Origin of the sequence: Mucilaginibacter sp., from assembly GCF_039207105.1 — a bacterium.
Taxonomy (GTDB): domain Bacteria; phylum Bacteroidota; class Bacteroidia; order Sphingobacteriales; family Sphingobacteriaceae; genus Mucilaginibacter.
In genome coordinates this window covers 1-18,288 of the sequence record NZ_JBCECK010000104.1, presented here as the reverse complement: position 1 = coordinate 18,288, position 18,288 = coordinate 1, and the positions used below count along the sequence as shown (strand labels likewise).

Below are 18,288 nucleotides of genomic sequence, written 5' to 3'. Positions count from 1 at the left end.
CCTTTAAACTCATCCTCCCGGCTATGCTGGTAGTGATTAGCTAAACCCACGCTAACTGCCATTTGTAGCGACATTTTTACGTAACTTGTACTAAAAACAAGCCATTTCTTACTGCTGAGTCAAACCAGGTTCTGTTAGTTTGAAAATTACTTTCCTAAATATTAAAAAAATATAGCATCAGCGTCCATTTTCTGCCATTCAGAAACAATACCCGTTTTCTGTTGTTTTTGGCATTTTCTTTGTGTTTACTACGTAAACTATATCATAATTCATATATGAAGACTCTAAAAATTAGGATAGCCACATTGAGCCTGGCTTTAGCCACTACAGGCATTTTGGGCTCGGGCTGTAATTCATTAACCAAAACACAAAAAGGAGCGGCAATTGGTGCCGGTGCTGGCGGTACTGTAGGAGCTTTTATTGGTAAAGCTGCCGGTAATACTGCACTGGGCGCTATTATCGGTGGTGCTGTTGGTGGTACTGCGGGCGCTTTCATAGGCCGCAACATGGATAGGCAGGCTGCCGAAATAAAACAAACTGTTCCGGGTGCTACCGTAACACGTGAGGGTGAAGGTATTTTAGTGAAGTTTGATTCAGGTATATTGTTTGATACCGACAAAGCCGATCTTAAACCAGCCGCACAGGCAAACCTGCAAAACCTGGCTAAATCACTACAAAACAACCAAAACACAAATATTTTAATTGTTGGCCATACAGATGATACCGGTTCTGATTCACATAACCAGGAACTATCTGTACGCAGGGCCGAATCTGTAAAATCATACATAGTTGCTGATAATGTAAGCGGATCACGCTTAACAACCAGTGGTAAAGGCGAAAGCGAACCGATTGCCGATAACACCACAACTGCAGGCCGCGCGCAAAACAGAAGAGTTGAAATTGTAATTGTTGCTAACGATCAAATGAAACAACAAGCTAAACAAGCAGCTCAATAATAAATATATAATAAGATCAAGTTAGAAAAAACCTGGCCGCGAGGGCTGGGTTTTTTTATGGGACATATTCCCAATCTGTATAAATGTTAAAATTCGTAAAACTATTTGTAATCAATAGGTTAAAGCACTATTTTTGTTTTAATGAAAAAATCAGGCGCTTTATTATTAACCTTGCTATATACCGTTACGGTATTAGGTTTTGCCCTGAATTTACATTACTGCGGTAGCGAGTTAGCGTCGGTTAAAATTGATTCGCCTGCTGCAAGCTGCAAAATGATGCAGGAATGCAGCAAAATGAAATGTTGCAAGGATAAACAGCTGCAGATCAAAGTGAAGGACGCCCATCAGGTTGAACCTTTTTCTATCATTTCAAAGCTTTTTGGAGTTGGTATCGCACGCGCGTCATTTAATGGTGTTTTTACACCTACAAGACAGGTTTCTGTAGACCAGTCTTTAGAACGAGGACCACCCGGCAGACCTTTACCAAGCATCCTCATATTTATTAAAAATTGCATTTTCCGTATTTGATCAACATTAATTGCCTTATGATACGCGGTAAATTACCGTCAGTTTATTTTAAACAATTAATTAAAAATCAAATGAAAACCATCAAGATATTTATAGTTCTATTTGTTCTTACCGTTACCGCTGCTAAAGCACAATTTACCAAAGCCGAATTGCAAGTAAGCGGCCTTACCTGCGCTTTATGCGCCAAATCAACAGAAAAAGCCCTGCGCTCATTGCCGTTTGTCGGCGAAATTAAAACCGACCTGATGCATAATTTATACCTCATTACCTTTAAAAGTGATGTACCCGTAAATTTTGAGCAGATCAGTAAAAAGGTACAAGGATCTGGCTTTTCGGTAAACAGCTTAAAAACAACTTTCAATTTTAATAACACCAAAATTGCTGATAACCGCTTCAGCTATGGTGGCGATACATACAGGCTGCTTAATGCCGGCGATAAAACATTCAGCGGCGATGTTAGCCTTACTGTTGTTGACAACGGCTTTGCTCCTAAATCAGTATCTAAAAAATACCTGAGCCAGGTTACCGATACAGCACAGCCGGCAAGTGGCCGTCTATATCATTTAGCTATATAATCTTCCTCAACACTAATTATCATGAAGAAGATATTATTGGCTGTTTGCCTTATGGCCATACTATGCCCTGCATTTTCGCAGGAGCTATATGTAAATACCGAACCCGCCAGCAATATGGCCACCGGCTCATTAGGTTTACGGGTAGAAAACCAGGGCTTTTTTAAGCCCGATTATAAAAACCGCAGCACCTTTGAAGCTATGTACGGCCTTAGCCGCAAGGTAATGATACATGGTTCGTTATACACTTCAAATTATTACGGTAGCGGCCAGCATTTTGAAGGCGGCAGTGTATATGCCAAGTACCGGTTTTTATCGATAGATACGGTGCAGCAACATTTTCGCGGGGCCTTTTTTGCAAAAGCTTCAAGCATTAACAATCCATTACCCAACCAGGAGATCACGCTTGAAGGCGACAACTCGGGCATTCAAAGCGGTGTAGTATTTACCCAACTTTTGCATAAGCTGGCTATTTCGGGCTCAGCCAGTTATCTGCGCGCCTTTGACAATCGGGGCGGTTATGATCTGCCATCAGCACAGGCCAGGAACGCGGCTGCTTATACCTTATCAGCTGGCTACCTGTTATTTCCAAAAAACTATCGTGACTATCAGCAAACCAACGTAAATCTATATGTGGAGCTATTGGGCAAGACCAATCCGGGCCACGGCCAAAGCTATTTGGATGCTGCCCCGGCGGTACAGTTTATTTTTAATAGCGTTTGCCGGCTCGATCTGTCGTACCGAACTCCTATTTATAATGATATGGTACGTAATACCAAAAACATGTATCTGATCAGACTCGAGTATAATTTTTTTAATTTGTAATAGAAAAGATAGACTTCCGAAGTTTTTGAAACTTCGGAAGTCTTCGAATCATGAAATCTCCAAATTAAAAGCCCCGTGCTGCAATTGCAACACGGGGCTTTATATATAAATACTACCTGTGTAAGCTTATTTAAGTGTAAAGCCTGTTTTACCCATTGTACTGCCATCTGCATAAAGCAATACTGTGTAAGTACCTTTTTGGAAAGGCAAATTCGGGTTAACCCAGTCAATAGTATACTGTACACCATCGTCTTTAAAGTCGATAGATGTTTTATAAGTAAACTGCAAGTCCTGGCCATCAGCATTAAAAGTTCCGCCGTCTGTCGGAGTGATCAGGTTGCCGGTTGGGTCAATAATGCGTACATAAATGTCATGCAAGCCTTTGATAGCAATGCTATTGCTGGCAACTGTAAAATTGATTTTGATCTTTTTAGCTGGATTGGCTCTGGTAACGTCAACTTCTTTACCACTACCCTTAATTTTGTATGCCACTACATTTGCCGTGGCCAGCTTGATCGCCTGTGCCACCTTAACCTTGGCATCCAGATCCTGGTTCTGCCTGGTAAGCGTATCGGCCTTCTTTGCTGCCGTGGCCAGGTTGGTTTTTAAAGTATCCCTCTCGGTAGTGAGCGATTGGTTTTGTTTTTTAAGCTCTTCAATGTCGGCAGTGTATTTAGTTACAAAATACCTTAACTGTTTCACATCTTCCTGAGCCTTTACCAGTTCGGCTTTGGTTAATTTACCTTTAGCTAACTGGGTTCTTAATACCTTGATCTTAGCAGTTAATGAATCGTTTTTAGCTTGCATTGCCGCAGATAATTTGGCTTTACCAGCATTAACCTGCTCTATTTGCGATTCAAGGCTATCCAGTTCGGTTTGTAGCCGGGTTTGTTCATCATGTTGGTACACTATTTTAGTATCAGATTTGTTTTTCTGCAAATACAAATACACGTCTGTGCCTAACAAGGCCAATACCACCACAATGAGGAAATAAATTACGTTTGAGTTTTTCTTAGATGGTTGACCGGATTGATTTTCCATAGCAATTAAATTGTTTAATGTTTTAATACAGTTAAAAAGCAAAGCTGTTTTAAAAATTTGCAGCTATTTAACTATCTGGTTAATTTACAATTGTATCAGTATAAAACTGACATTACACTTTTACCTGTATTTTACAAGCAATCAGCACTTTAGTACTCAACGGTATTGAACGTTGAAACACTAAAAATATGATTTAAAATAGAATTACTTATACTAATTTAAGCTTTACTACGGTTAAAAGTAAATGCAATATGCTTAAATCGTAATAAACCACCAAATTTTATACTTCATGTAAAACTGCTACGTTATGAGTTTTATATCTTTGCAGCGTTTAATTTAATTCTTGTTGATGCATATATTCCGCCATATCATACTCCTGATCATACCCCTGTTTACATTTGTAACCGTTAACGCGCAACCGGCAGAACCTGCCGCTGAGCCTGTTATTGTTAAAACGCAGCCAAAGCGCGAGTTCAGAGGGGTATGGATAGCTACAGTAGTAAATATTGACTGGCCAACAAGCACTAAGTTTACAGCCTACAAGCAAAAGCAGGAATTGCTGGATATATTAAACTCGCACCAGGAAACCGGTATCAACGCGGTAATGCTACAGGTAAGGCCCGCCGCTGATGCCTTTTACGCCAAAAGCCGCGAGCCCTGGTCAAAATATTTGACCGGTAAACAAGGCCAGGCGCCAAGCCCGGCTTATGACCCGCTGGAGTTTGCCATAAACGAGGCCCACAAACGTGGTATGGAGCTGCATGCCTGGTTTAACCCTTACCGTGCCACCTTTGATGGTAACTTTGCAGCGCTTAGCCCGCAGCACATCACCAAAATAAAACCCGAGTGGTTTTTTACCTATGGCGGTATCAAAACGTTTAACCCAGGCCTGCCCGAAGTACGTGAATATATTGTACAGGTGATACTGGATGTAGTTGATAACTATGATATAGACGGCGTGCATATGGACGATTATTTTTACCCGTACCCTATTGCCGGCCAAAAAATCAACGACGAGGAAACCTTTAAGCAATACGGTGAAGGTTATGATAATATTAAAGACTGGCGCCGCCATAATGTTGACCTGCTGATAAAGATGATTGGCGACAGCGTACACGCCCACAATCCGGATATTAAGTTTGGCGTGAGTCCCTTTGGCATTTGGGCTAACAAGGCTCAGAATGACGAAGGCTCCGAAACCTATGGTGGTTCATCGTACTATGAAAACTACGCCGACTCACGCAAGTGGATAAAAGAAGGCTGGGTAGACTATATAAACCCTCAACTTTACTGGCCTATAGGCAACCGCAGCGCCGATTTTGAAAAACTGCTTGATTGGTGGAGCGATAATACCTTTGGCAGGCATTTATATATTGGGCAGGCGGCCTACCGTATTAACGAACGTAAAACAGTGGCTTTCAAAAACCCCAAACAACTGCCCGATCAAATTAATATGATGCGTGATAACCCAAGGGTACAGGGCAGCGTTTACTTTAGCTCCAACTCGCTTACCAACAACCCGCTGGGTTTTACGGATTCCTTGCGTGAAAATTATTACCGATACCCGGCCTTACCACCGGTTATGCTCTGGCTTGATTCTATCGCGCCCAATGTTCCGCGTGAACTGACCGCCAGATCGGTGCAGAGCCATGTACAGTTAAAATGGATGGCGCCCACATTGGCTAAAGATGAGCAGGCCGTATATGGCTATGTGATCTATCGTTTTAACGATGGCGATAAGATCAATATCGACGATCCTAAAAACATCCTCAAGATACAATACAACACCAACCTTGCTTTTGAGGATGCTTCCGTACAAAAAGGAAAGACCTATTTATACGTAGTAACCGCCATTGACCGGCTCAAGAATGAAAGCGACCGATCACCAACCATAGCGGTCACGGTGCGTTGATAGGGTTAAATTTCAATAATACCCTTTTGCTGTAGCTTATCAAGGTAAATGTATACTTCACTGTCGCCCATGCCAAATATGAAATCTGATTTCCAGAAGGCAACGAATATTTCATGGCGGGTTTTAATACCGCTGTTGTAAATATCAAGCAGTTTTTGCTCAACATAATTTAAACCGGCCTCATTAGTTTGTAAGCGCTTCAGATGAGCCTGTAATGCTGGTTTAAGCAAGGGAACACCACCCCAGAACGAGTTTGAATCTATCCATTTCTGCAATTCGGCAGCGTCATTTTTAATGTATAGTTTCCAGGCTTCGTCGGCCAGTTCAAACTCCCATTCGTTCAGCCGTTCACGGGCATCGTATAATTCTTCAAACTGTTCGCCGTTGAGTTCGCCCAAGCCTTTGGCATTGTCAAACTGCACGCAATCGGCCAGGCATATGAGGTAAATGGCCGGGGCCGACATATCCGTTTTGTGGCTCAGCATTTGCAATACGCCCAGCAGGTTTACCTGGCAATGCAGGTCGAACTCAAACCAGAGGTTTATTTCGGTATAGGCACTGTTCAATTTTCCCAGCTCATCTATTACCTTGTGCTGATAGGTATCCGGATCTTCTTTGAAAGTTTCGGTGATCCATTTTTTACGGGCGCTCCAAAAACTACCCGATAATATATTTTCTTGCAACGGGCCCTCAGAAAGTACCTCGCGCCATACCATTACATCTCCATCTAAACCGGTTTGGTTAAAGCCATCCAGGGCGGCATCACCATTTAAAATATGCAATATGTTTTCCATCGGCCTAAAAATTATAATAGCAAAACAACGGCTTTAATTGTTGAATGAATATCAATTGTGAAAATAAATTTTAACAGTGCCGACTCCTTCTTATCTGAAAACTTCTTAAAATTTTATTTTAACATTTTTTGATATCAAAATCGATCAAAAACTGCTCAAAAAACGCCTAAAAAGTTCCAAAAATCACTAAAATCAATCGTTTTAACACGTTTTGACGTTACTTTTTTAGCTTTAAAAAGTATTAACTTTCTGACAATCAACACACTTTGTCAAAATCAACGCATTTTCCATTCTTTCAATCTTAACAAAACAGCCCGGCTTTTCCTGTACAAGGGAGCCGGGCTGTTGGTGATATAAATATACGGAAAATCATCCGTAATTCCCTATTTGGTTTTTACCGCGGTATCGTTCCTGAATTTTTGCCCGCTGGCTTTGATGTATACCCGAATGTCATAATCAGTCATTTTTTTGAGCCGGTCTATTCCGGGGCGATACTTATCCATAAAGTTCAGGAGCGAATCGTCTTTTAGGCCCGTGATGCCCGTCACCAGGTCATCGCCAAAACGGCTGTCGATGTACCGGTTTTGTTCATCTCTGATCAGTACTTTTTTAAATTTATACTCCCGGCTATGTTTATAAGTGATAGCCCGGAGTAATTGCGACGGAACAATAGTAACCCCGGCAACAGGAATAGGTCCGGGATTGGAGGCTACCACCACAATATCCTTAAATTTGGGTGCTGATGAATTAAACTCCCTGGAGAACATTTTACGATTATTGATAGAATCTTTCACCCTGTCACGCCTACCAGTTACATGTACTTCATTCAGTTCAATAACGGCCTGCTGCAGGGTTACGATCAAATTTTTGTTTACCGATGCGTCTACAGGTAGCATGTAAGATTGATACCCCTGCATTTTTACGCGGATAGTATCTGTGGTTGCATTCGCTTTGATCGTGAATTCGCCCTGCAAACCGCTAATGGTGGCAGCCTTGGCCGATGTGATCCATGCCCCGCTAATACGCTGCCCGGTATGCCTATCAGTAACAATGCCGCTGATGGTTTGCGCCATCGCGTTCATTCTTGTACCAATAATAAGCAGGAGCAACAGGCCACGCATAGGTTTGAATTGATTTTCAAATCATTACAAACATAACCAGTGATTATGGCTTATGAAATCGCTTTAACTTTTTTTAACTTATGGATGGTGCGGGTGCCGGGTGATAAGAGCGGTGATAGTTCATAACTGTCGTTAAACTCGAGGTGGTGGAATATTGTCTGAACCAGGATTGCTTCGTAGTTCCTCCTCAACAATAACAAAAACCCCCTTCCCTTGGAGAGTAATAGCCCATTAAAAGGCAGTTTCATCAAATCAATCGGTTTATCGACTCACCCCGACATCGCTACGCTTGTCGACCCTCTCTTCAGCTTCGCTGGAAAGAGGGTGAAAGAAAAATTTGTCATTGCGAGCGTAGCGTGGCAATCGCGAACTTTACAGAGAAAACATACATTGTTCGCGATTGCTTCGTCGTTCCTCCTTACAGCATCGACAATATCCATTTTCCTACCCTCTTTCCGCCGCAGGCGAAGAGAGGGTGCCCGAGCGAAGCAACGGGCGGGTGAGTCACTTGTAAACCGTGCCAATCAAAGGTTATGCCTCTTCATGGGCTATTACTCTTTGGATAGGATTGGGTGAGGCCCTTGCTTCGTAGTTCCTTACAGCTATGCCAAAGCTTTAACTCACCTTAAACCCAACAACATTTTGCAGGTAATTATCCATCATATCAATATCCACCACATCGTTAACAAAACCCAGGTACATATCCGGACGAACGATAAGTGCCTTTTTTTGATTTTCGCCAATGCCAAAGGCATCAAAAACATGATGGTTACGGGCCGATGGCGGCAGGTAAAAAAAGTTGAGGTTAACCGGGTAGTTTTGGGTAATCCATTTGGCTAAGGTAAACAAGTCAATCTCCTGTAATTTACCCAGGGTTATCATGGTAAAGCCCGGTTTGCTGCACCATTCGTGCAGGTCGGTCTCCTCCTGTTTCTTTTCGTCGAAAACCTTGAGGTAAGGCAGTCTGTCGCCGGCTTTTATGGGCGAATTATGGCTCAGGTGCAGGTTTATTTTACTGTCACGATAGGAAATACCTATTTGTGATATCTTTTTAAAAAACGTATCCCGCAAAGCAGGTTTGCTCCATGCCGATTTGAGCGCTACTGGTAATATCCATTTTTTAAACTGGCCTACAAACCAATTGCGCGATAATATCACTTTAAAAACGCGGTCGGTACTGTTCAGCAGGAACTTGGCAACGGGCATGCGTTCATCGGCATAGCTATCTAAAACGGCTTCGTTAAGCTGGCTGTTTACCACCCCGGCCATTTTCCAGGCCAGGTTATAAGCGTCCTGCAAACCGGTATTCATACCCTGCCCCCCTACCGGCGAATGGATATGCGCGGCATCGCCAATTAAAAAACATCTGCCCTGCCTGAATTTGTCGGCCATGCGATGGTGCAAACGGTAGGTGGTAAACCAGTTGGTTTGTTCAATAGTAATGGGCTGCCCCACTACTGTATTCAGATAAGGCAAGGCCTCATCGATGGTCAGGTCGTCCCGGCCGTCAAATTCCAAAGGCAAATTGCCTACAATACGGTAACATTGCTCTTCGGGCATGGGGAAAAACCCGGCAAAGCCTTTTTTTGATAAATAAAGGTCAATTTTATCGCCTAACGGGTTGCTTATTTTAACATCGGCCAGGTAAAACTGGTGCTGGTAAGTATCGCCATTAAAAGGTATCTGTAATTGTTTACGTACCAGGCTATGGGCGCCATCGGCCCCTACCAGCCAGTCGCAGGTAATGGTTTGCGTTTCCTCCCCCGATTGTATTTGCACGCTTACCCGTTCAGCATCCTGGCTAAGCGATACCAGCGAAGTGTTCCAGTAAACCGGGCAGCAATTGAGGGTCAGGTATTCGAGCAGTAAGCGTTCGTTTTTACTCTGCTGATATAGCTGCACAAACGGGAAAGCGGTTTGGCCATCGCCAACATTGGCTAATGACATGGCCGCAACCTCTTTACCTTCCTGGTTAAAAACTACGCCTGCAGCTTGCTTGCCGCCTTTAATAATGGCATCAATAAGCCCCATTTGGCGGTAAATCTCCAATGACCGGGCCTGTACGGCCAGCGCTTTTGAATAATTGGTTGGCCCTTGTTTATGATCAATAATTACGGGCTGTATACCATAACGCAATAGCTGAGCGGCCATCATGAGCCCCGAAGGGCCGGCCCCCACTATTAAAACGCTGGTATGCTGCTGCGTAACGGTCATGGGTTACTTAATAGAATAGCAAAAATATAGTTGGCCGCTTATGCAGTTCAGGTACTTTTTTTTGCCACTCGGCAATGGTTTTGGTTTGTACAGATTCGGTAGCGGCGGTAAGGTCGGTAGCTATGCAGAGTTTGGTTTTAGGGTTAGCAGTTTTTAGTATCTCTTCCAGCAAGGGGTTGTTGCGGAAAGGCGTTTCTATAAATATCTGGGTTTGATCAAGCTTAATGGCCAAACCTTCTAGTTCCTTGATCTTTTTGCTGCGCAGCACCTTATCAATAGGCAGGTAACCATTAAATGTAAAGCTTTGCCCATTAAAACCCGAAGCCATCAGCGCCAGCAAAATAGAGCTTGGCCCTACCAGCGGCACTACTTTTATACCCATGCGGTGGGCCTTATCAACAATCTCGGCGCCAGGGTCTGCTATGCCGGGGCAGCCTGCCTCGCTCATTAAACCAACATTATTACCGGCCTGCAAGCCCTTAAAAAAATCGGCCTTACCCATATCGCGGTTATGTTTGCTGTAATCGTGAATAATGAGCTCGCTTTGCGGGGTTTTTAAACCGGCTTCTTTTAAAAATTTGCGGGCGGTTTTTTCATTTTCCACAATGTACTCTTTAATACTGTTAATAGTATCAACCAGGTACGGGGTAAATGATTTGGCAGCCGCTTCTTCGGCCAGGGGTACGGGTATTAAATAAAGGGTTCCATAGGGCATATTGCAAAGTTGGTGTTTTTTGTTTAATTTAAGTGATTGAAAGGAAGCTGAAAGATGAATTCACTGGGTGTAAACTGGTTTATTGAGGGATATATTGATTTTGAGCACAAAAAATATGTTCTGCTGGGCTATCTGCAGGAAATTAACCGTCATTTTGATAACAGCCGTTTATACCCCAATCTGGCCGACCTCATCTTCCATTACAATAACCTGATCGACTTTAAAAAGAATAAAACCGTGCTGCAGCAGGCTTTTCCGCAAAGGCTTAACCAGGCAGATATTGACGCGGTAAAGCTTACCTACCAAAAAATCATTAAAGACGATCAAAGCATGCAGGAAATTGAGCAAATTATAGCTTTTGCCCTTGCTCAAATGGACCCTGCCATACAAACCGGTATGGAAATATATGATTTTGTAGAGAGCCATCTGAATATTGACCCCATAGGTATTGTACCGCTGATGCCTTATCACGGCTATTTTTCGTTACATAATGGCAAAGAGCGTACTAACCATATATACGAGTATCAGCTCAGCATTTTTGAGCGGCAGGATGATAAATACCGCGGCATCAACATCACCTTTATTGATACCTACGAGCATAGCATCACCAATACCCCCGAGGCCATTAAACTGAACCTTATAAACCGAAACAAGTTTTTGCCCAACCCGGCAGTGTACCATGTGCATAGTGATATTACATTTCCGCTGGAGCAAACTCTGCTGCCTGTAGCCAAAAGGAGCTTGGTAAAGTTTATTTCAAAGGCAGCGTAGGGTTTTGTCAGAACCACGATTTGTGGGATTAAGGGATGATCAGATTCAAGAAATACTTATAACCCTATAATGACTTTTTCAGAAAAATCCCATCATCAGTAAATCTGTTTAATCCCGGTTCAGACAAAAATTCAATAAAATCCTAAAATATTGTGATAGCCTAAAGTTTTATTATTTTTGAGCACACAAATTTGAAAAACATGAACTTTCCAGCTAACCTAAAGTACACTAAAGACCACGAGTGGATCCTTGTTGAAGGTAATAACGCTACCATAGGCATTACCGAGTTTGCCCAGAGGGAATTGGGCGATATTGTTTTCATCGACATTCCGACAGTAGGAAAAAAAATTGAAACAGAAGACATTTTTGGAACTGTTGAAGCGGTAAAAACTGTATCAGACCTGTTTATGCCGGTTGCCGGAACTATAAACGAAGTTAATGAGGATTTAAGTGACGAGCCTGAACTGGTAAATACAGATCCGTATGGTGATGGCTGGATGGTAAAAATCACTCTTGATAATCCTGCTTCTGTTGATTCGTTGTTAACCGCAGATCAGTACGCAGCGCTTGTTGGCGAACAATAATGAATTCATTTATAAAATATCATGGGCTCACAATTTTGTGGGCCTTATTTGTTTTGGTTATGTGCTGCGCCAACCTGGGCGATGTAAGCGAATCGCCTATGTTTTTTCCGGGCTTTGATAAACTTACCCATACCGGTTTTTTCTTTACGCTGGTAGTACTTTATTGTAACGGAGCCATAAGGCAACAAAAGCCCATACCTTTCTCGTATAAGCAAGCAGTTTTAGTTGCGATAATTGCCATTTTTTTCGGTGGGCTGATAGAAATACTTCAGCTCACCATTTTTACCTGGCGCAGTGCCGATTGGAGCGATCTTTTTGCCGATAGCCTGGGCACTTGCATGGGCCTCTTTAGCGTTATGGTAACATTAGCAGCACGTGGTTATGATAAAAAATAAGTTGATACTATTGGGGGCGGCAGTAATGCTCATGAGCATTTCATCATGCGGCATATTCAAAAAAAATTGCGGCTGCCCGCATTTCGGAAAAGTTAATAAAAAGGATATGCAGATGCGTAAGTATGCGAATGTGCAGATGATTGGATAGCTCATTTATCTTATAGCTTTCTCTATAGGTATCAATTGCGAGGTACGAAGCAAAAACCCCCTCTAAATCTCCCCCAAAAGGGGAGACTTTAAAAAATATTTTGAAGCCCTCTCCTTTGGAGAGGGTTGGGTGAGGCCTTATTCTGAAGACAATTTTCAATACGCTACTCTATTATCATATTTACACACCCGCACATCCATTTGTCATCTGTACATCTAAATCTACATATTTGTAAATTACCCCCTCCGCGTTATTTGGATTTAATATAAATAAGACTACATTTGCTTTTGGTTAAAATTATACGATGACACTTTCACAACTTGAAGTAGGCCAAACAGGAATTGTAAAGGAATTTACCGATCTGGAAATGTCGGTAAAATTGATGGAAATGGGTTGCCTGCCGGGCGAAGAGATCAGGATTTCACGTATTGCCCCTCTTGGTGATCCTATTGCCATACACGTTTCGGGCTACCAGTTAAGTCTGCGTAAATTTGAAGCCTCCACCATTATTTTGCAGTAGTTTATAACAATTGAAAGCCGACATAAGAGTTGCACTTGTAGGAAACCCCAACACCGGTAAATCAACTCTCTTTAATATTTTAACCGGTCTTAATCAAAAAATAGGAAATTTTCCGGGGGTTACTGTTGACAAAAAAACAGGTTTTTGCCAGCTGCCCGACGGTCGTACCGCCGAGATCATTGACCTGCCCGGTACTTACAGCATCTACCCAAAAAGCAAGGACGAATCCATCGTATTTTCTGTACTGGCCGATAAGGCCAAAAACATGGTACCCGACCTGATCGTGGTAATACTGGATGCATCAAACCTGAAGCGGAACCTGCTGCTTTATACCCAGATAGCCGATTTAAAGATCCCCGTTGTGGTGGCCCTAAACATGATAGATGTATCTGAAAAGGCCGGCATAACCATTGATATTAATCTGTTTGCCAAAAAGTTGGGCGTACCTGTTGTGCCTATCTCTGCCCGCAAAGCTACCGGTATAGATCAGCTTAAAAACACCATAGCTTACGCTAATAAAATAGCCCTGCAGCAAGATACCATTGATGTAGACGCGATAGCCCCGCAGATGATAGCACAAATTAAGGATGAACTGAAAATAGAAAATCCTTACTACGCCTTGCAACTGGCGCATCAGCATGAAACGGTGAGCTATCTTACAACGCAGGAGAGCGACCGGATTGAGCACCTGGAGCAGGAGTTTTCATTCCACTCGCAAAAGGCGCAGGCTACAGAAACCATTGCCCGCTACAATTTTATTAACGATTTGCTGTATGATACTGTTAAAAAGCCCGAAACGGCGCATGACGAAACCGTAAGCAATAAAATTGATAAGATACTTACCCATAAAATATTTGGCTTTGTAATTTTCTTTGCCATACTGATGTTCATATTCCAGGCCATATTTTCATGGTCGGCCTACCCAATGGAGCTTATTGAAGATCTGTTCATCTGGCTGCAAAGCATGGTAACCAAAGCACTACCGGCTGGCCCACTGGTTAGCCTGATAAGCGATGGCGTATTAGCTGGGTTGAGCGGTGTAATGGTATTTATACCGCAGATAGCTATTTTATTTGCTCTGATCTCTATTCTGGAAGATACCGGTTATATGTCGCGCGTTACGTTTATGATGGATAAGGTGATGCGCAAGGTTGGTCTCAACGGCAAATCAGTAGTACCCCTTATAGGTGGTTTTGCCTGCGCGGTGCCATCAATCATGAGTACCCGCAACATCGAGAACTGGAAAGACAGGATGATCACCATCATGGTTACCCCGCTGGTCGCCTGCTCTGCCCGTTTACCGGTTTATACCCTGCTTATAGCGCTGGTAGTACCTAACCGCAATGTGTGGTGGATATTTAACTTACAGGGTCTGGCATTAACTGCTATGTATCTGCTCAGCATTGTATCGGCGGTTGTGGTGGCTTTTGTGATGAAATTTATATTGAAGGCCCGCGAGCGCGGTTACTTTATCATGGAACTGCCGGTATACCGCATGCCCAGATGGAAAAACGTGGCCTTCACTATGTATGATCGCTCCAAAACCTTCGTGTTTCAAGCCGGCAAGGTGATCATTGCGGTATCTATCATATTGTGGGTATTAAAATCGTACGCCCCGGGTGATACCTTTGCCCGTATCGATCAAAAGTACAGTCAGTCGCAATACACCAAAAACATGACACCTGATAGCCTTACCAAGGTTATCGCCACAGAAAAGCTGGAAACATCTTATGCCGGCCTGTTCGGCCATGTGATTGAGCCGGTTATTAAACCGCTTGGCTTCGACTGGAAGATAGGCATAGCGCTGATCAGCTCTTTCGCCGCCCGCGAAGTATTTGTAGGTACGATGGCCACCATTTACAGTGTGGAAGGCGATGCCGATAAAATGGAATCGGTGCAGCAAAAAATGCATAGTGCCACCAACCCGCAAACGGGGCAGCCTGTGTTTACACTGGCCGTGGCGTTTTCGCTCATGATGTTTTACGCCTTTGCTATGCAATGCGCGAGCACCGTTGCCGTAGTATACCGTGAAACCAAAAACTGGCGCTGGCCCGCTGCTCAATTCGCTTACATGACGGCTTTAGCTTATACTGCCAGCTTTATTGTTTATCATTTGTTGAAGTAGGTTTTAGTCTATATACCATAGTCAATGGTCCATAGCACCTGAAAATTTCACAAATTACGATTAATGGCCCAGAGGCCCGAAGAATCTGAAACTTTACAAACCATCGACTATGGACCATTGACTATGGACTACCAAAAATCCCTATCTTTGTATTGAGGTAAACATTGGATAAAGTAAAAGTTTTAGAAAAGTATCTTCCACCCGAGGCGGCCCCGTTAATCGGTCGCTGGATTGATTACTTTAAATGCGAGTTTAAAATTTCGCGCAACCGCGGTACCAAATTTGGCGATTACCGTTCGCCCTACGGCGGTAAAGGGCACCGCATTTCTGTTAATTACGATTTAAACCCCTACGCTTTCCTGGTAACTACTGTACACGAATTCGCGCACCTGCACACCTGGAACGAGCATAAGCAAAAAGCCAAGCCGCACGGTATTGAATGGAAAAACAACTTCAAAAAAATGATGCAGCCATTTTTTGAGAAAGATATTTTCCCCAGCGATATTAAGCATGCCATTGTAAGCTATTTAAATAATCCGGCTGCTTCCAGCTGTTCGGATTTGAACCTATACCGCTCCCTGCGTCAATATGATGCCCCAAAAGAGTCGATGCTTACTGTGGAGAAAGTACCCTTCAAAGCACTCTTCAAAATAAAAGGCGATCGCATTTTCCGTAAGGAAGAGCAACTGCGCAAGCGTTTTAAATGTGTGGAGATAGCTACCAAACGGGTTTATTTATTTAGCCCGGTTGCAGAAGTGGAATTGGTGCAGGATTGAGAGAGATGATGCGATATTGATAAATTAAAATTTGTCATTGCGAGCGTAGCGTGGCAACCGCGAAGAGTGCAAGGTTCTCTGTATAGTTCGCGATTGCTTCGTCGTTCCTCCTCGCAATGACATAAACTACGCGATCTCGCAAGGATGTAGTTTCTTGACACTTGTTTTTTAAAACACCCCAATCAATTAAATCCTTACTTTTGCCACATGGCAAACGTTAAAGCATTTGTAAATAATCCTTATCAGGAAAACACCTATATCGTATATGATCAAACCGGCGAATGTGTAATTATTGACCCGGGTATGTATACCGCTCCTGAACAAAACGCAGTAACCAATTTTATTAAGGACAATAACCTGAAGCCGGTAATGCTGCTCAATACCCATTGCCATATTGACCACGTGCTGGGTAATAAGTTTGTATTTGATACCTATGGCCTGAAACCCAGGTTCCACATTGGCGAATCGGAGGTATTGGCTGCAGTAGTTTCCTATGCACCGCAAATGGGTATCCGTTATGAGGTATCGCCAATGCCGGATGCATATCTGCCCGAAACCGGTAGCGTTCAATTTGGTAACACTACGCTGAACCTGATATTTGCGCCGGGCCATTCGCCTGCGTCGATATGCTTTTATGATCAGGAAGCCAATATTTTAATAGGCGGCGATGTATTGTTCAGGCTTAGCATTGGCCGTACCGATTTGCCGGGCGGCAATTTTAGCACCCTGATGGATAGCATCGAGAATAAACTATTTCGCCTGCCTGATGATTGTACGGTTTACCCGGGTCATGGCCCGGAAACCACCATCGGTTACGAAAAACAAAATAATCCGTTTATGAACTAAGCATGTGTTGAGGTTGTACGTGATACGTTTTACGTAGTACGTGACAAACAAAAATCGTAATTTACAACTCAGAAAAACGTATAACGTAATACGTAAAACATACAACGTCAATTTGAACACCGCGGTATATATAGCTAAAAGGTACTTGTTTTCGGGCAAGAAAATGCATGCCATTAATATCATTTCGGGCATATCCATGCTGGGTGTATTAATCGGTAGCGCGGCCCTGATCATTATCCTGTCGGCTTTTAACGGGTTGGAGAAAGTGATACTGGCATCATACAGCAACTTCACTCCTGAAATAAAGATTGAGGCCAAATTAGGCAAAACCTTCGACCCCAATACACCTTACTTCAATAACCTACGTAAAGACCCGCGATTGCTGTCATACACGGAGGTGCTGAAAGAGAAAGTGCTGATCAAATACGGCGACAGAACTTTTTTAGGTACCATTCAGGGTGTAAGCGATGATTTTTTAAAGAACAATCGTCTCGACAGTACCATACAGACCGGCTCCTTCACCTTAAAAAGCGGTGGGCATTATTTTGCCGTTATTGGCTCAACCATACAGGGTAACCTGGGCATTAACGTCAAGGATGAACTATCACCCATACAAATATTTTCGCCCAGGCGCGAAGTTGTTAATTCGGCCAACCCATTGAATGAGTTTGTGGTGCGTTCCATCAATCCGTCGGGTATGTTTGCCATACAGCAGGAATTTGATGACATTGTGGTAACCCCTATCGAGTTCACCCGCGATCTGCTTGATCAGCCTAAAGAAGTATCATCCTTAGAGCTCACTTATAAAAAAGGCACCAACCTGTCGCGGGTGCAAAATAAACTGCTTGATGATATCAGTAGCCGTTTCACGGTAAAAAACCGCAGGGAACAGGATACTGAATTGTACAAAACCTTAAACTTTGAGCGCTGGTCAATATATATGATATTAACCTTTGTGCTCATTATAGCAATATTTAACATCATTGGCTCGTTAACCATGCTGGTGATAGATAAGCGGCAGGATATTGCCATTTTAAGCAGCCTGGGTGCCAATAAGCAGATCATTCAGCGTATATTCTTTTTTGAGGGACTCATGATATCAGCCATTGGCTGTATTGCGGGTGTTGTGTTGGGGTTGGTATTTTGCCTGTTGCAGCAGCATTATGGTTTTATCAAAATGGGTGGGCCTATGTCCATCATCGATGCTTACCCGATTGATATTGTTCTGTCTGATTTTGTGTTGGTATTTTTAACTGTTGGAATTATATCTGTCATAGCATCAGGCATAAGCGCCAGACTAAGCGTTAAAGGTTTGGACGAAATCAAACAGGATTTGTAAATTTGTTATATGAGGATAAAGTATATTAAATATTACGCCTTTTTACTTATTTTAATTGCGGCATGCTCATGTAACAGAAACGCCTCAAAAGGCAATGAGCCTACAG

18 protein-coding genes are annotated in these 18,288 nt (G+C 42.9%); 13 read left to right on the top strand and 5 right to left on the bottom strand.

Annotated elements, in window-relative coordinates:
• Window positions 1-275: 275 nt before the first annotated feature.
• From AAGC65_RS18230 to AAGC65_RS18215, 4 genes are all read left to right on the top strand, one after another.
• Window positions 276-956 (top strand): OmpA family protein, encoded by a 681-nt coding sequence (locus AAGC65_RS18230; RefSeq protein ID WP_343113895.1) that lies wholly within the window; start codon window positions 276-278, stop codon window positions 954-956.
• Window positions 957-1,097: 141 nt separating this feature from the next.
• Entirely contained in the window at window positions 1,098-1,484 is a 387-nt protein-coding gene (locus AAGC65_RS18225) for an HYC_CC_PP family protein (protein ID WP_343113894.1), read from the top strand.
• A 71-nt stretch (window positions 1,485-1,555) separates the two neighbouring features.
• The gene (locus AAGC65_RS18220; protein WP_343113893.1) at window positions 1,556-2,059 is read left to right on the top strand and encodes a heavy metal-associated domain-containing protein; all 504 of its coding nucleotides are present in this window, start codon (window positions 1,556-1,558) and stop codon (window positions 2,057-2,059) included.
• Window positions 2,060-2,080: 21 nt separating this feature from the next.
• Entirely contained in the window at window positions 2,081-2,881 is an 801-nt protein-coding gene (locus AAGC65_RS18215) for a hypothetical protein (protein ID WP_343113892.1), read from the top strand.
• 126 nt (window positions 2,882-3,007) lie between these two features.
• Here AAGC65_RS18215 and AAGC65_RS18210 read toward each other — a convergent pair whose 3' ends face one another.
• Window positions 3,008-3,922, bottom strand: a complete 915-nt coding sequence (locus AAGC65_RS18210) for a hypothetical protein (protein WP_343113891.1) — start codon at window positions 3,920-3,922, stop codon at window positions 3,008-3,010.
• A gap of 349 nt (window positions 3,923-4,271) precedes the next feature.
• On the opposite strand from AAGC65_RS18210, the gene AAGC65_RS18205 reads away from it, so the two are divergent.
• The gene (locus AAGC65_RS18205) at window positions 4,272-5,834 is read left to right on the top strand and encodes a family 10 glycosylhydrolase (RefSeq protein ID WP_343113890.1); all 1,563 of its coding nucleotides are present in this window, start codon (window positions 4,272-4,274) and stop codon (window positions 5,832-5,834) included.
• A 5-nt stretch (window positions 5,835-5,839) separates the two neighbouring features.
• Here the strand turns inward: AAGC65_RS18205 and AAGC65_RS18200 are convergent, their stop codons facing one another.
• The 4 genes from AAGC65_RS18200 to AAGC65_RS18185 form a co-directional block, all read right to left on the bottom strand.
• Window positions 5,840-6,628, bottom strand: coding sequence for a DUF1835 domain-containing protein (locus AAGC65_RS18200; protein WP_343113889.1), 789 nt, complete (start codon window positions 6,626-6,628; stop codon window positions 5,840-5,842).
• A gap of 383 nt (window positions 6,629-7,011) precedes the next feature.
• Window positions 7,012-7,749: a carboxypeptidase-like regulatory domain-containing protein gene (locus tag AAGC65_RS18195; protein WP_343113888.1), complete on the bottom strand. Its 738-nt coding sequence runs from the start codon at window positions 7,747-7,749 to the stop codon at window positions 7,012-7,014.
• Window positions 7,750-8,364: 615 nt separating this feature from the next.
• Window positions 8,365-9,963, bottom strand: coding sequence for an FAD-dependent monooxygenase (locus AAGC65_RS18190; RefSeq protein WP_343113887.1), 1,599 nt, complete (start codon window positions 9,961-9,963; stop codon window positions 8,365-8,367).
• A 7-nt stretch (window positions 9,964-9,970) separates the two neighbouring features.
• Window positions 9,971-10,678, bottom strand: a complete 708-nt coding sequence (locus AAGC65_RS18185) for an SAM-dependent methyltransferase (RefSeq protein ID WP_343113886.1) — start codon at window positions 10,676-10,678, stop codon at window positions 9,971-9,973.
• A gap of 54 nt (window positions 10,679-10,732) precedes the next feature.
• On the opposite strand from AAGC65_RS18185, the gene AAGC65_RS18180 reads away from it, so the two are divergent.
• From AAGC65_RS18180 to AAGC65_RS18145, 8 genes are all read left to right on the top strand, one after another.
• Window positions 10,733-11,449 carry a hypothetical protein gene (locus AAGC65_RS18180; RefSeq protein ID WP_343113885.1) on the top strand — a complete coding sequence of 239 codons (717 nt, stop codon included), beginning with the start codon at window positions 10,733-10,735 and terminating at the stop codon, window positions 11,447-11,449.
• 200 nt (window positions 11,450-11,649) lie between these two features.
• The gene (gene gcvH, locus AAGC65_RS18175) at window positions 11,650-12,033 is read left to right on the top strand and encodes a glycine cleavage system protein GcvH (RefSeq protein ID WP_343113884.1); all 384 of its coding nucleotides are present in this window, start codon (window positions 11,650-11,652) and stop codon (window positions 12,031-12,033) included.
• Window positions 12,033-12,428 carry a VanZ family protein gene (locus AAGC65_RS18170; protein ID WP_343113883.1) on the top strand — a complete coding sequence of 132 codons (396 nt, stop codon included), beginning with the start codon at window positions 12,033-12,035 and terminating at the stop codon, window positions 12,426-12,428. The genes gcvH and AAGC65_RS18170 overlap by 1 nt, the downstream gene beginning before the upstream one ends.
• 452 nt (window positions 12,429-12,880) lie before the next feature.
• A complete protein-coding gene (locus AAGC65_RS18165) occupies window positions 12,881-13,096 on the top strand; it encodes a ferrous iron transport protein A (RefSeq protein ID WP_290326301.1) in 216 nt (71 codons plus the stop codon).
• 10 nt (window positions 13,097-13,106) lie between these two features.
• Window positions 13,107-15,221: a ferrous iron transport protein B gene (feoB, locus tag AAGC65_RS18160; protein ID WP_343113882.1), complete on the top strand. Its 2,115-nt coding sequence runs from the start codon at window positions 13,107-13,109 to the stop codon at window positions 15,219-15,221.
• A 164-nt stretch (window positions 15,222-15,385) separates the two neighbouring features.
• On the top strand, window positions 15,386-15,997 hold the full coding sequence (locus AAGC65_RS18155; RefSeq protein ID WP_343113881.1) for a SprT-like domain-containing protein: 612 nt from the start codon (window positions 15,386-15,388) through the stop codon (window positions 15,995-15,997).
• A gap of 207 nt (window positions 15,998-16,204) precedes the next feature.
• Window positions 16,205-16,843 carry an MBL fold metallo-hydrolase gene (locus tag AAGC65_RS18150; protein ID WP_343113880.1) on the top strand — a complete coding sequence of 213 codons (639 nt, stop codon included), beginning with the start codon at window positions 16,205-16,207 and terminating at the stop codon, window positions 16,841-16,843.
• Window positions 16,844-16,883: 40 nt separating this feature from the next.
• Window positions 16,884-18,182 carry an FtsX-like permease family protein gene (locus tag AAGC65_RS18145; RefSeq protein ID WP_343113879.1) on the top strand — a complete coding sequence of 433 codons (1,299 nt, stop codon included), beginning with the start codon at window positions 16,884-16,886 and terminating at the stop codon, window positions 18,180-18,182.
• Window positions 18,183-18,288 lie beyond the last annotated feature (106 nt).